Here is a 12,461-nt window from a genome sequence, read left to right on the forward strand (position 1 = left end):
CGCCGATTTGGCATCAGGGTCGGGCACAAGCGCCGGGAGGGCCGACCATGGGCGAGGGACAGAGCCGCCTCGATCTTTTCATCGACAGGATGGTGTCGCAGCGCGCCTGCCTGGACCACGCCATTGCCGAGACGGCGGGAATGCCCGGTCCTGTGTTCGAGCTGGGGCTGGGCAACGGGCGGACCTATCACCACATGCGAAGCCGCATCGACGGGCGCGACATCTACGTGTTCGAGCGTGCGGTGGCCGCGCATCCCGATTCCACCCCGCCCGAGGCGCGGACGATCCTGGGCGACGTGCGTGAAACCCTGCCGGCGGCGCGCGACCGCTTCGGCCCGACCGCGACCCTGATCCACGCGGATCTGGGCGGCCACAACCGGGACAAGAACGACGCCTTCGCGCGGCTCGTCTCGCCCCTGATCGAGCTGTTGCTGGCGCCGGGCGGGCTGATGGTGTCGAGCGACCGGATGTATTTCGATGCGCTGGAGGAGCAGCCGCTGCCACCCGGCGCGGTGCCGGGGCGGTGTTTCGTCTACCGTCGGCCGGGCGGTGAGGGCGCATGATCTTCTACGATTGCGCCACCGCTCCCAGCCCGCGCCGGGCCCGGATCCTGATCGCCGAGAAGGGGCTGGACATCGAGACCCGGGAAGTGTCGATCGCTGACGGCGCACACCTGCAGCCGGAGTTCCTGCGCGTGAACCCGCGCGGCACCGTGCCGGTGCTTGTCACCGACGATGGCGTGGCGCTGACCGAGAATCTCGGGATCGCCGCCTATCTCGAAGCGCGCTGCCCCGAGCCGCCTCTGATGGGCACCACGCCCGAGGAAAAGGGGCTGGTCCTGATGTGGAATGCCCTCGTCGAGCAGCAGGGCGGCCAACCCATTGCCGAGGCGCTGCGCAATTCCAGCCCCGCGCTGGCGGGTCGGGCCTTGCCCGGACCCGTGGAATTCGAGCAGATCCCGGCGCTGGCCGAGCGCGGCCGCCGCCGCGTCGCCCTGTTCTGGGACCTGCTGGAGGCGCGGCTGCGCGAGAGCCGCTACCTGGCGGGGGACAGTTTCACGCTGCCCGACATTACCGCCTTTGTTTTTGTCGAGTTCGCACGGGTGATCCGCGCCACCATCCCAGAAGGCCACACCGCCACGCAGGAATGGTATGCGCGGGTGCGGGCCCGACCCGCCGCCGCGCTCTGAGCGTTTATCCCACCAGCTTGCCGTCTACCTCGGCGCGTACCTTCTGCGCGGCCTGGCTGCGTACCGGGCCGTAGCCGCGGATCTCGTCGGCCGCGGCGAGGATCTCTGTCCACCGGTCATCCTGCGCGGGCGTCCAGTCCGCCTGTGCCCGATCCAGCAGACCCTCGTACCAACTCAGCAGATCGCGGTGCATCCGCGCCTCCTCGTGGTACCCGAAGGGGTTGAGGGCGGACCCGCGCAACCCCTTGAGCCGCGACAGACCGCCCAGGACCGGGCGCAGCCACGGGCCGAACTGGCGCTTGCCGGGCCGCCCGCGCGCATCGCGCCGCCAGTTCAGCAAGGGCGGCGCCATGTGGTATTTCACTGTCACGTCGCCCTCGAACGTGTCCGACAGTTCCCTGGCAAAGGCGTCACCGGTCATCAGCCGGGCCACCTCGAACTCGTCCTTGTAGGCCATCAGCTTGAACAGGTTGCACGCCGCCGCGCGATGCAGCGCCTCGGAGGCGTCGGGCAGGGCCGAGCGCAGCCCTGACAGCCGGTCCGTGTAGCGGCGGGCATAATCCGCGTCCTGATAGCCGGTCAGGAACTCGGTCCGGCGCGCGATCATCTGTTCCAGCGTTTCGACCTGCGGTTCCGGGTCGCGATACCCGTCCAGCCGATCCGGATCGGCCGCCATGCAGCGCCCGATGGCAAAGGCCAGCCGGTTCTTCTCGACCGCGACCCCGTTCAGCAGGATGGCCTGCCCCAGGGCGACGCCGGATACCGGAACCAGCCCTTTCTGCCAGGCGAAGCCCAGCATCATCACGTTGGCAAAGACGGCATCGCCCAGCAGGGTCTCGGCCGCGGCGTTGGCGTCAAACCCGCTGACATTCTCGGCGCCGACCGCCTGGGCGATGGCGTCGTCGCGGGCATCCACCCTGAGCTGCGCGTCCCGGCGCAGCACCAGGTCGCCGGTGGGCATCTCGGCGCGGTTCAGGACCACCCGGCTGCCGCGCCGGTAATGCGCGCTGGCCTTGGGCGCGGAACTGACCACCACGTCGCAGCCGATCACCGCGTCGGCCGACGCCTGGTCGGTGCGGACCTGGTTCAACGCCTCGGGCGCGTCGGCCAGGCGGATATAGCTGAGCACGGTGCCGAATTTCTGTGCGAAGCCGGTGAAGTCGAGCACCGAGCTTCCCTTGCCCTCCAGATGCGCCGCCATGGTGATCAGCGCGCCGACGGTCACCACGCCGGTGCCGCCGACCCCCGTGACCAGCAGGTCGAACGGTCGGTCCAGAGCGGGCAGGTCCGGTGCGGGCAGGCCCTTCTCCAGCGTGGCAATCTCCAGGTCGGCGCTGCGCTTGCGCCGCTTTCCGCCCTCGACGGTGACGAAGCTGGGGCAGAAACCGTTCAGGCAGGAATAGTCCTTGTTGCAGGAGCTGAGGTTGATCTTGCGCTTGCGTCCCAGCGGGGTTTCGCGCGGCTCGACGCTCAGGCAGTTCGACTCGACCGAGCAATCGCCGCAGCCCTCGCAGACCAGGTCGTTGATCCAGACGAAGCGGTCGGGATCCTCCATCGTGCCCCGCTTGCGGCGGCGGCGTTTCTCGGTGGCGCAGGTCTGTTCGTAGATCAGCACGCTGACGCCGGGCACCTCGCGCAGCTCGCGCTGCAGCGGCATCAGGTCGGCGCGATCGTGAAAAGAGGTGCCGGCGGGGAAATCGCCACGGTCGAACTTGCCGATGTCGTCGCTGGCCAGCGCGATGCGCTCGACCCCCTCGGCGCGGCAGGCCTGAGCGATGCCGACCACGCTGACCGGACCGTCCACCGGCTGACCGCCAGTCATCGCCACCGCGTCGTTGTAAAGGATCTTGTAGGTGATGTTGGTGCCGGCGGCGACCGCCTGCCGGATCGCCAGCGACCCGGAATGATACCAGGTGCCCTCACCGAGATTCTGGAAGATGTGCTTGCCGCCGGTGAACTTGCTGGCGGCCACATGCGGCACACCCTCGCCGCCCATCTGGGCGTAGCCGACCGTGTTGCGGTTCATCCACGACGCCATCACGTGGCAGCCGATGCCGCTGGCCGCGACCGAACCCTCGGGCACCTTGGTCGAGGTGTTGTGCGGACAGCCCGAGCAGAAATAGGGCGTGCGGGTGGCGCCCTCGACATTGACAAGCTGCGGCGGCGTGTCGGTCAGCGCGCGGGCCTTGGCGGGCAAGCCTTCCTCGGGAAAGAACCCGTCGAGCCGGGCGGCCACGATCGGGGCCAGCAGGCGCGGGCTCAACTCGCCGGTCCAGGGGATCAGCGGCTCGCCGTGGCTGTCGTATTTGCCGACCATCTTGTGCGGCTTGTCGCCGGGCCAGTCATAGAAATACTCCTTGAACTGGCTTTCGATGATGCCGCGCTTCTCCTCGACGACCAGCACCTCGGCCTTGCCCTTGACGAAGCGCAGGGCATTGCGGCGGGCCAGGGGCCAGACCATGCCGATCTTGTAGATGTCGATGCCCAGCTCACGGCATTTCGCCTCGTCCAGACCCAGAAGCCGCAGCGCCTCCATCAGGTCGAGATGCGCCTTGCCGGTGGTGACAAAGCCGAAACGGGCATTGTCCAGGCCATAGATGGCCCGGTCGATCGGGTTGGCCTCGGCAAAGGCGCGCACGGCGCGCAGCTTGTGCTGGATGCGGGTCTCGATCTCGGGCGAGGGCAGGTCGGCGCTGCGCACATGCAGCCCGCCGGTGGGCAGGTCGATCTCGGGCAATTCGAACACCCGGTCGGAGCGCAGATCGACCGACCGCGCGCTTTCGACCGTCTCGCTGACCGCCTTGAACCCGACCCAGGTGCCGGAATAGCGCGACAGGGCCAGCCCGTATTCGCCGTATTCCAGGTATTCCTCGACCGAGGCAGGGTTCAGCGTGGGCATGAACCACGCCATGAAGGCCACGTCGGACTGGTGCGGCATCGAGGAGGAGACACAGCCGTGATCGTCGCCGGCCACCACCAGAACCCCGCCCTTTGGGGCGCTGCCATAGGCGTTGCCGTGTTTCAGCGCATCGCCGGACCGGTCGACGCCCGGCCCCTTGCCATACCACATGGAAAACACGCCCTCGACCTCGCAGCCGGGGTTCAGCGACGCCTGCTGCGCGCCCAGAACGGCAGTGGCGCCCAGATCCTCGTTCACGGCGGGCATGAAGGTGATGCGGTCCTCTTTCAGCCGCTCGCGCGCGCGCCACAGCTCCAGGTCCAGCGCGCCCAGCGGCGAGCCGCGATAACCCGAGACGAACCCGGCCGTGTTCAGCCCCGCCGCCCTGTCGCGCCGCGCCTGGTCCATCATGATCCGCGCCAGGGCCTGGGTGCCGGTCAGGAACACCCGACCCTCGGTCAGGGCATAGCGGTCTTCGAGCTGGTAGGTGCGCAGGCTGGGAACGTGCTGGGTCATCCGCGTCTCCTGTTGAATTCGGCCGAGGCGGAAGGATACCGCCGGCGGGGCGAAAGATCATGCCAGTTCCGACTTCATTTCGGCCCTTCATCGAATAAACTGACCACAGAGCGCCGAATCAACGAAACGGATTTTCGCTTGGACCTGGATGATCGTGACCGCCGCATCGTGACCCTGCTGCAAAAGGACAGCCGGATCTCGAATGCCGACCTGGCCGTCGCCGTGGGCATGTCGGCCTCGGCCCTGTGGCGCCGGGTGCGGGCGCTGGAGGAGGGCGGCGTGATCGAGCGCTACGGCGCGGTGGTCGATCCCGCGGCGATGGGGCTGGGTTTCGAGGCCATCGTGCATGTCCATCTGACGCGGCATGATCCGGACAAGATCGTCGAATTCATCAGCGCGGTCGAGGCGAGCGCGGCGGTGCAGGAATGCTATGCCACAACGGGGCAAGCGGATTATCACCTGCGGGTCCTAACCCGCGACCTGGCGGCCTATAACGACTTTCTCGAACGGTTCCTGTTCCGCCTGTCGGCGGTGGACAGCGCGCAGACCAACGTGGTGCTGCGCACGGTCAAGCGGAACGGGCCAGTAACCGGCTAGCGGGTTTCAGGAGGCGTAGACGACCCAGGCCCAGGTCATGACGATATAGGTCAGCTGGTGCAGGCACTGGTCCAGCCCGGCGGCGCGCCAGAACGCGGCCTGGTCCGGGCGCAGTTCGTTGCGGTCGGAATAATGCGCCTTGAAATAGTCGATGTGGAAATGCACCACCCATTCCAGCGCGACCGTGATCAGGATGAAGACCGGCGGCGATCCGATCAGCAAAAAGGCGATGACGGATCCGAGGGAATGCACCGCGGCGTGCTGGGCGCGACCCAGATGCGCGTATTCGCCGCGTCCCGACAGCATCTTCGGCGTCTGCAGGAAATAGTCGGCAAACATGTGCTTTGCCTGGAACAACACCAGCAGCATCAGGACATCGCCGATCAATTGAGGCACGCGTATCCTCCCGAGAAACAGGCCACGGGTCAGCTTAGGCACAGGATGTGGCGAGTGCAAATGAACTGGTTCACACAAGCGCCCGGATCGGCGGGGCAATTCCGATTGCGCCTGTGCTGCCGGGCGGTTTAGGCTGGGCGCCGTATTGCCTGCAGCCGTTGCCCCTGGGGCAGCCGGGATCGGCCAGGGTCGGAGATTGGTCCAATAGAACGCACTCTGTTCCGGTTCATCTGGAAATACTCCAAGCGCGACCAGTTGATCCTGCTGGCAGTCACGTCGTGCCTGTTTCCGCTGCTTTACCTGACGCTCGAGTTGCCCAAGCGGATCATCAACGACGCGATCGGCGCGGCCAGTTCCACCATCGAAGTCTTCGGAATGGCCTTCGATCAGGTCACCTATCTGGGCATCCTGTGCGGCGCCTTTTTGCTGGCGGTTCTGGCGCATGGTCTGCTCAAGATGCGCATCAACACGATGAAGGGCGTGTTGAGCGAACGGATGCTGCGCCGATTCCGCTACCAGCTGATTGGCCGTGTCCTGCGCTTTCCCCAGCCCTATTTCGAGCGTGTCAGCCAGGGCGAACTGGTGTCGATGATCACCGCCGAGAGCGAGCCGATGGGCGGGTTGATGGGCGATGCGATCAGCCAACCGGTGCTGCAGGCCGGGCAGATGCTCACGATCCTGGCCTTCCTGTTCCTGCAAAGCGTGTGGTTCGGGCTGGCGGCGGTGGCCCTGATCCCGTTGCAGGCCTGGCTGATCCCCAAGCTGCAACGCCAGATCAACCTGCTGAACAAGAAGCGCATCCAGGAGGTGCGCGTGCTGGCCGCGCAGATCGGCGAGAGCGCGGCGGGCGCCTCGACCCTGCGCGGCAATGGTGGCTGGCGCTACCGGATGGCGCTGGTGACCAGCCAGCTGGGCCGCCTGTTCGGGATCCGGTTCCAGATCTACCAGAAGAAATTCTTCATGAAGTTCCTCAACAACTTCATCTCGCAGCTGACGCCCTTCCTGTTCTATTCGGTCGGCGGCTACCTGGTGCTGCAGGGTTCGGTCTCGCTGGGGGCGCTGGTCGCGGCGCTGGCCGCCTACAAGGACCTGAGCTCACCGTGGAAGGAGCTGCTGACCTATTACAACCAGACCCAGGACATGTCGCTGCGCTGGGAGGTCATCCTCGACCGGTTCGCCCCAGCGGGCATCGTCGACGAGAAACTGCTGAGCGGAACCCCCAAGGAACGCCCCCGCCTGGCCGGTGACATCGTGCTCGACAACGTCACTGTGCGCGACGCGGATGGCAACAACATCCTCGATGATCTGAGCGCGACGCTGCCCGGCGGCGGCAGCATCGGAATCGCCGCCCCCAGCGAAGAGGACCGCCAGGCCATCGCGGCCCTGCTGACCCGCGAGGTGCTGCCCTCCAGCGGCAAGGTGTCGATCGATGGCCATGACCTGGCCAGCCTGCACCAGGCGGCAGTGGCTTCGCGGATCGGGCATGCCACGTCGCGCCCGGTGCTGTTTCAGGGCAGTTTCGGCGACAACGTCATGATGCCGCTGCGCTATGAGCCGCGGGGCGATCCGGGCGATGTCGACGCTCATGCCGAGGCACAGCGCGCCGGCAACAGCGCCGATCCCATCGACGCCGACTGGTTGGATCCGGGGTTGTCGGATTTCGCCAGCGCCGACGAGCTGCGGGACTGGTGGCTCAAGCTGGTCGAGGCGATGGGGTCCTGCGCAGCCCTGTTCAAGCGCGGGCTGGAGCAGCGGCTGGACCCCGAGGCGCATCCCGAGCTGGCCGCCAAGCTGGTCGAACTGCGGCCCAAGGTGCACGAGGCGGTGACGCGGGTGGGGCTGGACGGGCAGGCCTATTTCTTCGACGCCGACAGTTACAACCCGGCGCTGCCGGTGGCTGAGAACCTGCTGTTTGCCATGCCGCGGGCGCCCTTCACGCAAGAGGTGCTGGCCGCCCAGACCGAGTTCCTGGCGCAATTGCGACAGCTGGGCCTGGACAAAACCCTTGTGCGGCTGACCGAAGACGTGATCGAGATGCTGCGCCGGATCTTCGGGCTGGACGGCACCGACCATCCGCTGTTCCACAAGCTGGGGCTGGAGCGCGAAAGCTATGAGACGGCCGTGTCGCTGGTCGAGCGGACCCGCAAGGATGGCGCGGCATTGAGCGATGACGAGCTGGCCAGCCTGCTTGTGGTACCCTTCCGGATCTCCGCCGAACAGATCGGGCCGGCCTTCTCGGACGAATTGATGGACCGGATACTCGAGTTGCGGCACAGCCATGCCTCGGCGCTGCTGGGGTGCCTGGACGAGGTGTTCTCGCCGCTGGATCCCGAGAAGTTCACGCCGGGCCTGTCGGTTCTGGAGAATGCGCTGTTCGGCAAGATCAGCGCCACCGGCGGCGCGCGTGCGGACGAGCTGCGCCGGGTCGTGGCCGAGGTTCTGGCCGAGAACGGCGCGCGCCCGCGGGTGATCGAGCTGATTTATGACATCCCGGTTGCGCTGGGCGGGCAGAACCTGCCGGCGATCTTTGCCGAGCCGCTGGCCTTTACCCGCGCGACCATCAAGAAGCCCGACATCCTGATTCTGGACAAGGCACTGGCCAGCTTCGGTATGGAGACGCAGGTGTCGCTGTTCAAGAACCTGCGCAAGCTGCTGCCCGAGACGACCATGATCTATCTCGATGACACGTTCCGCACGCCCGACGTCTTCGACCGGTTCATCGAGATCCGCCAGGGCCGGATCGTCAGCGACAAGATGCCCGAGACCGAGGAGACCGACGGCGCGGCCTCGGCCGACCTGGCGCGCAAGCTGCGCGCGTTGGAGCAGACGCCGCTATTCTCTGGGCTGGACCGCCGGCAATTGCGGCTGCTGGCCTTCGGGGCGCGCTGGTTCGAGGCCGAGGCCGGCGAGACGGTCTTTCTCAAGGACGACGAGCCGACCGACGGCGCCTATATGATGATCGAAGGCGAGGCCGGGCTCTATCTGCCGCATGAGGGGGCCGAAGACGAGTTGATTGCCATGGTCGGACCCGGCCGGCTGGTGGGCGAATTGGGGCTGATCCGCAAGGAGCCGCGCGCGTTGAGCATGGTTGCGGAAAGTGACATCACCTGCCTGCGTATCGGCGAGGAGGAGTTCCTGGCCGTGGTCGAGAACGACGCTGCGACCGCGTTCAAGCTGTTGCAGGTCGTGGCGGGCTATGTTTCGAGCTAGGCGGTCGGGATCGGCCGCGCTTTGACGGAAAGGACATGAGATGAAGCTGCTGCGCTATCGGGATGGCGGACGGATCCGCCCGGGTCTGCTGGACGGTGACGGGCAGGTCCGCGACCTGTCGGATCACGTCGATGATCTGGACGGTGCGGCGCTGTCGCCGCAATCGCTCGGGCGCCTGGCCGCGCTGGATCCCGACACCCTGCCCAAGGTGGACGGAGCCCCGGATCTGGCGCCCTGCATCGGCGGCGTCGGCAAGTATGTGTGCATCGGCCTCAATTACAGCGACCACGCCGCGGAGCTGGGCATGGAGCATCCGGAACATCCGGTGGTCTTCCTGAAGGCCACATCCGCGATCTCCGGTCCCAATGACGATATCGTGCAGCCACGCGGCGCCTCGACCACCGATTGGGAGGTCGAGCTGGGGATTGTGATCGGAACCGCCGCGAAATACGTGAGCGAAGACGAAGCGATGTCGCATGTGGCGGGGTTCTGCGTGCTCAACGATGTCTCCGAGCGGGATTTCCAGATGCGGCTGGGCGGTCAGTGGACCAAGGGCAAATCCTGCGACAGTTTCGGCCCGATGGGCCCCTGGCTGGTGACCCGGGACGAGGTGGCCGACCCGCATGCGCTGGAACTGACCTGCGAGGTGAATGGCGACCGGATGCAGCATGGCAACTCGGCGAACATGATCTTTTCGCTGCCCCGGATCGTCTCGCATCTGAGCCAGCTGATGACGCTGCATCCCGGCGACGTGATCGCCACCGGCACGCCGGCCGGTGTCGGCGGCGGGCGCAAGCCGCCGGTGTTTCTGAAACCCGGCGACGTGCTGCGCACGGCCATCTCCGGCCTTGGTGAAATGGTGCAGACAGTGCGCAGCGACGGCTGAGGCCGGTCGCTTCAGCCCTTTTCGCAGAACAGCGAATAGAGCAGGCCGATCACCTGTTCGGTGCGTCCGTCCGACAGTGAGTAGTAGATCGTCTTGCCGTCGCGCCGCGTACTGACCAGCCCTTCTTCGCGCAGGCGCGCCAGCATCTGGCTGACCGCGGCCTGGCGGGTGCCCAACAAGCCCTCGAGCTCGCTGACCGATTTCTCGCCGGCGCAGAGGTGGCACAGGATCATCAGCCGGCCCTCATGGGCCAGCGTCTTGAGATAGCCGGCGGCGTCGCGGGCGTTCTCGGCCATGTCGTCGGGCGCATCGGCCGACAGGGCCGGTTTGGGCTGTACGGTCACTGGTTCGCGGTCCTGGACATTCGGGTGGCGGCATATTGCCTCAAGCGCGCGCCCGATGTCACCCCTCCTTGGGGGGCGCCCCGCCGGCGAACACGTTGCCGTCGACATAGTCGCACGGCGCATCCTGCATCTGCAGATGCAGCCCGTCGCCGGTATAAGGGTGGGCGCGGGCCAGGTCCTCGTCGATCTCGATGCCCAGGCCCGCCGTCCGGGGCGGGGTGATGAACCCGTCCTCGACCCGGATCGATCCCTTGATCAGCGCGTTGTGGAACGGCGTCTCGATGGTCTCGGCCATGAGGATGTTGGGGATTGACGCGGCCAGTTGGATATTCGCGGCCCATTCCACCGGTCCGGCATAGAGATGCGGGGCCATCTGCGCGTTGTGCGCCTCAGCCAGGGCGGCCACTTTCTTCATCTCCCAGATCCCGCCGGCGCGGCCCAGTGCCGGTTGCAGGATCGTCGCCGCGCCGCTGCGCAGGATCTCGGCGAACTCCGCCTTGGTGGTGAGCCGTTCCCCGGTGGCCACCGGGATCGTGGTGGCGCGCGCCACCCGGGCCATCTCTGGAATGTTGTCCGGCGGCACGGGTTCCTCGAACCACAGCGGGTCGAACGGCTCGATTGCCCGCGCAAGCCGGATCGCGCCGCCGGTCGAGAACTGCCCGTGCGTTCCGAACAGCAGGTCGGCCCGGTCACCAACGGCGTTGCGGATCGCGCGGCAGAATTCGACCGACATCGAAATGTCGCTCATGGCCGGCATATGGCCACCGCGCATCGTGTAGGGGCCGGCGGGGTCGAACTTGACCGCCGTATAGCCGCGCGCAACGCAATCAGCGGCGGATTCGGCGGCCATATCGGGCGAGATCCAGAACTCCGGCAGGCCGTGGTGGGGCAGGGGATAGATATAGGTATAGGCGCGGATGCGTTCGTTCATCCGGCCGCCGATCAGCGCGTGAACCGGGCGGTCGCGGTCCTTGCCCAGGATGTCCCAGCAGGCGATTTCCAGCCCCGAGAACGCGCCCATCACCGTCAGGTCCGGGCGCTGGGTGAAGCCGCTGGAATAGGCGCGGCGGAACATCAGCTCGATGTCCTCGGGGTTTTTTCCCTCCATATGCCGGGTGAACACGTCGGCGATCACGTGGCGCATCGCCTCGGGGCCGACCGAGGCGGCATAGCATTCGCCCCAGCCGGTGAGGCCGGTATCGGTGCCCAGCTTGACCAGGATCCAGTAGCGCCCGCCCCAGCCCGGAGCCGGCGGTTCGGTCACGATGATGTCGAGATCGGTGAGTTTCATGCGTCCGCTCCGGCCCGGTCGAACACGATCACGTTGCGCTTGGCGCTGCCGGTCCGGGTGTCGGCGATCGCCTCGTTGATCCGCTCCAGCGGCCAGCGGGCCGAGATCAACTCGTCCAGCTTCAACCGGCCCTGCTGGTAGAGGTCGATCATCCAGGGGATGTCGCGCTGGATCACCACGTCGCCCATCTTGGAGCCGACCATGCCCTGCCCCAGCGCGGCCAGGATCACCGGCTCATAGCGCGCCTCGGCCCCGGTATGCGGCATCCCGATCATCACCGCCGTGCCGCCCGGCGCCAGGTAGCGCGGCGCCTGTTCATAGGCCGGGATCGCGCCGACGGTGATCAGCACCGCGTCGGCGCCGCGCCCGCCCAGCGCCTTCCACGCGGCCTTCCACGGGGCGTCCAGGGTTGCCAGCACGCCATGCGTGGCGCCGAAGTCGCGGGCGATGGCCAGCTTGTCCTCGGTCATGTCCACCGCGACGATGCGGCGGGCGCCCGCGATGCGCGCGCCTTGAATGGCGTTGAGGCCGACCCCGCCCGCGCCGATCACCACCACGTCCTGACCGGGGCGCAGGCCGGCGGCGTTGACCGCCGCGCCGACGCCGGTGATCACGCCGCAGGACAGCAGGCAGGCGGCGGCGCGCGACATCTCGTCCGGGATCTTCACGATCTGGCGCTCATGCACGACGACGCGCTCGGCAAAGGCTCCGCAGGCCATCGCCTGCTCCAGCTTGCCGCCATCCGAAGTCGTCAGCGGCCCGGCAGTGTTGTCGCGCGGCGTCTCGCAGATCACCGGTCGTCCGCCGGCGCAGCTGGAGCAGTTGCCGCAGGCGCGGATCAGCGTGACCACAACCGCGTCGCCGGGCGCGACCCCCTGGACGCCGGGCCCGGTGGCAGTAATGACCCCCGCCGCCTCGTGCCCGTAGACGGCCGGCAGGAACCCGCCCCACGCGCCTTCGGCATAGGAAATGTCGGAATGGCAGATCGCGCAGGCATCCAGCGTCACCTCGACCTCGCCCAGCCCCGGCGCGGCCAGTTCGACCTTTTCGATCTCCAGCGGTGCGCCGAACTCGCGGCACACGGCGGCCCTGATTGTCGTCATGCGTCCTCCCGTTTCGTTCCGGTCACGGTG

The 12,461-nt window shown here is 67.1% G+C and carries 10 protein-coding genes; 5 read left to right on the forward strand and 5 right to left on the reverse strand.

The features are described from left to right. Positions 1-47 precede the first annotated feature (47 nt). Both BMX57_RS02775 and BMX57_RS02780 read left to right on the forward strand, forming a co-directional pair. Entirely contained in the window at positions 48-563 is a 516-nt protein-coding gene (locus BMX57_RS02775; protein WP_092362337.1) for a class I SAM-dependent methyltransferase, read from the forward strand. Then, on the forward strand, positions 560-1,189 hold the full coding sequence (locus BMX57_RS02780; protein ID WP_092362339.1) for a glutathione S-transferase family protein: 630 nt from the start codon (positions 560-562) through the stop codon (positions 1,187-1,189). The genes BMX57_RS02775 and BMX57_RS02780 overlap by 4 nt, the downstream gene beginning before the upstream one ends. A gap of 4 nt (positions 1,190-1,193) precedes the next feature. On the opposite strand, the gene BMX57_RS02785 is transcribed toward BMX57_RS02780, so the two are convergent. After that, positions 1,194-4,604, reverse strand: a complete 3,411-nt coding sequence (locus tag BMX57_RS02785) for an indolepyruvate ferredoxin oxidoreductase family protein (protein ID WP_092362341.1) — start codon at positions 4,602-4,604, stop codon at positions 1,194-1,196. A 138-nt stretch (positions 4,605-4,742) separates the two neighbouring features. Here BMX57_RS02785 and BMX57_RS02790 point away from each other — a divergent pair, with 138 nt between their 5' ends. Next, positions 4,743-5,201 carry an Lrp/AsnC family transcriptional regulator gene (locus BMX57_RS02790; RefSeq protein ID WP_092362343.1) on the forward strand — a complete coding sequence of 153 codons (459 nt, stop codon included), beginning with the start codon at positions 4,743-4,745 and terminating at the stop codon, positions 5,199-5,201. A gap of 6 nt (positions 5,202-5,207) precedes the next feature. On the opposite strand, the gene BMX57_RS02795 is transcribed toward BMX57_RS02790, so the two are convergent. Further along, positions 5,208-5,570 carry a DUF3307 domain-containing protein gene (locus BMX57_RS02795; RefSeq protein WP_092363048.1) on the reverse strand — a complete coding sequence of 121 codons (363 nt, stop codon included), beginning with the start codon at positions 5,568-5,570 and terminating at the stop codon, positions 5,208-5,210. 282 nt (positions 5,571-5,852) lie between these two features. On the opposite strand from BMX57_RS02795, the gene BMX57_RS02800 reads away from it, so the two are divergent. Together BMX57_RS02800 and BMX57_RS02805 are read left to right on the forward strand one after the other, a co-directional pair. Beyond that, positions 5,853-8,807: an ABC transporter transmembrane domain-containing protein gene (locus BMX57_RS02800; RefSeq protein ID WP_092362345.1), complete on the forward strand. Its 2,955-nt coding sequence runs from the start codon at positions 5,853-5,855 to the stop codon at positions 8,805-8,807. 40 nt (positions 8,808-8,847) lie between these two features. Then, positions 8,848-9,693: a fumarylacetoacetate hydrolase family protein gene (locus tag BMX57_RS02805; protein WP_092362347.1), complete on the forward strand. Its 846-nt coding sequence runs from the start codon at positions 8,848-8,850 to the stop codon at positions 9,691-9,693. 11 nt (positions 9,694-9,704) lie between these two features. On the opposite strand, the gene BMX57_RS02810 is transcribed toward BMX57_RS02805, so the two are convergent. The 3 genes from BMX57_RS02810 to BMX57_RS02820 all read right to left on the reverse strand — a co-directional run bounded on the left by BMX57_RS02810 (position 9,705) and on the right by BMX57_RS02820 (position 12,431). Then, complete coding sequence (locus BMX57_RS02810) at positions 9,705-9,989, reverse strand: ArsR/SmtB family transcription factor (RefSeq protein WP_092363050.1); 285 nt, start codon at positions 9,987-9,989, stop codon at positions 9,705-9,707. A 106-nt stretch (positions 9,990-10,095) separates the two neighbouring features. Then, on the reverse strand, positions 10,096-11,328 hold the full coding sequence (locus tag BMX57_RS02815) for a mandelate racemase/muconate lactonizing enzyme family protein (protein ID WP_092362349.1): 1,233 nt from the start codon (positions 11,326-11,328) through the stop codon (positions 10,096-10,098). Then, complete coding sequence (locus BMX57_RS02820) at positions 11,325-12,431, reverse strand: Zn-dependent alcohol dehydrogenase (RefSeq protein ID WP_092362351.1); 1,107 nt, start codon at positions 12,429-12,431, stop codon at positions 11,325-11,327. The genes BMX57_RS02815 and BMX57_RS02820 overlap by 4 nt, the downstream gene beginning before the upstream one ends. Between the last annotated feature and the right edge of the window lie 30 nt (positions 12,432-12,461).

This window comes from Cribrihabitans marinus (assembly GCF_900109035.1).
In the GTDB taxonomy this organism is placed as follows: Bacteria; Pseudomonadota; Alphaproteobacteria; order Rhodobacterales; family Rhodobacteraceae; genus Cribrihabitans; species Cribrihabitans marinus.

Coding starts and splice junctions, on each gene's coding strand:
- BMX57_RS02785 (WP_092362341.1), bottom strand. CDS start 4,604: ATGACCCAGCACGTTCCCAGCCTGCGCACCTACCAGCTCGAAGACCGC.
- BMX57_RS02810 (WP_092363050.1), bottom strand. CDS start 9,989: ATGGCCGAGAACGCCCGCGACGCCGCCGGCTATCTCAAGACGCTGGCC.
- BMX57_RS02795 (WP_092363048.1), bottom strand. CDS start 5,570: ATGCTGCTGGTGTTGTTCCAGGCAAAGCACATGTTTGCCGACTATTTC.
- BMX57_RS02815 (WP_092362349.1), bottom strand. CDS start 11,328: ATGAAACTCACCGATCTCGACATCATCGTGACCGAACCGCCGGCTCCG.
- BMX57_RS02775 (WP_092362337.1), top strand. CDS start 48: ATGGGCGAGGGACAGAGCCGCCTCGATCTTTTCATCGACAGGATGGTG.
- BMX57_RS02820 (WP_092362351.1), bottom strand. CDS start 12,431: ATGACGACAATCAGGGCCGCCGTGTGCCGCGAGTTCGGCGCACCGCTG.
- BMX57_RS02805 (WP_092362347.1), top strand. CDS start 8,848: ATGAAGCTGCTGCGCTATCGGGATGGCGGACGGATCCGCCCGGGTCTG.
- BMX57_RS02780 (WP_092362339.1), top strand. CDS start 560: ATGATCTTCTACGATTGCGCCACCGCTCCCAGCCCGCGCCGGGCCCGG.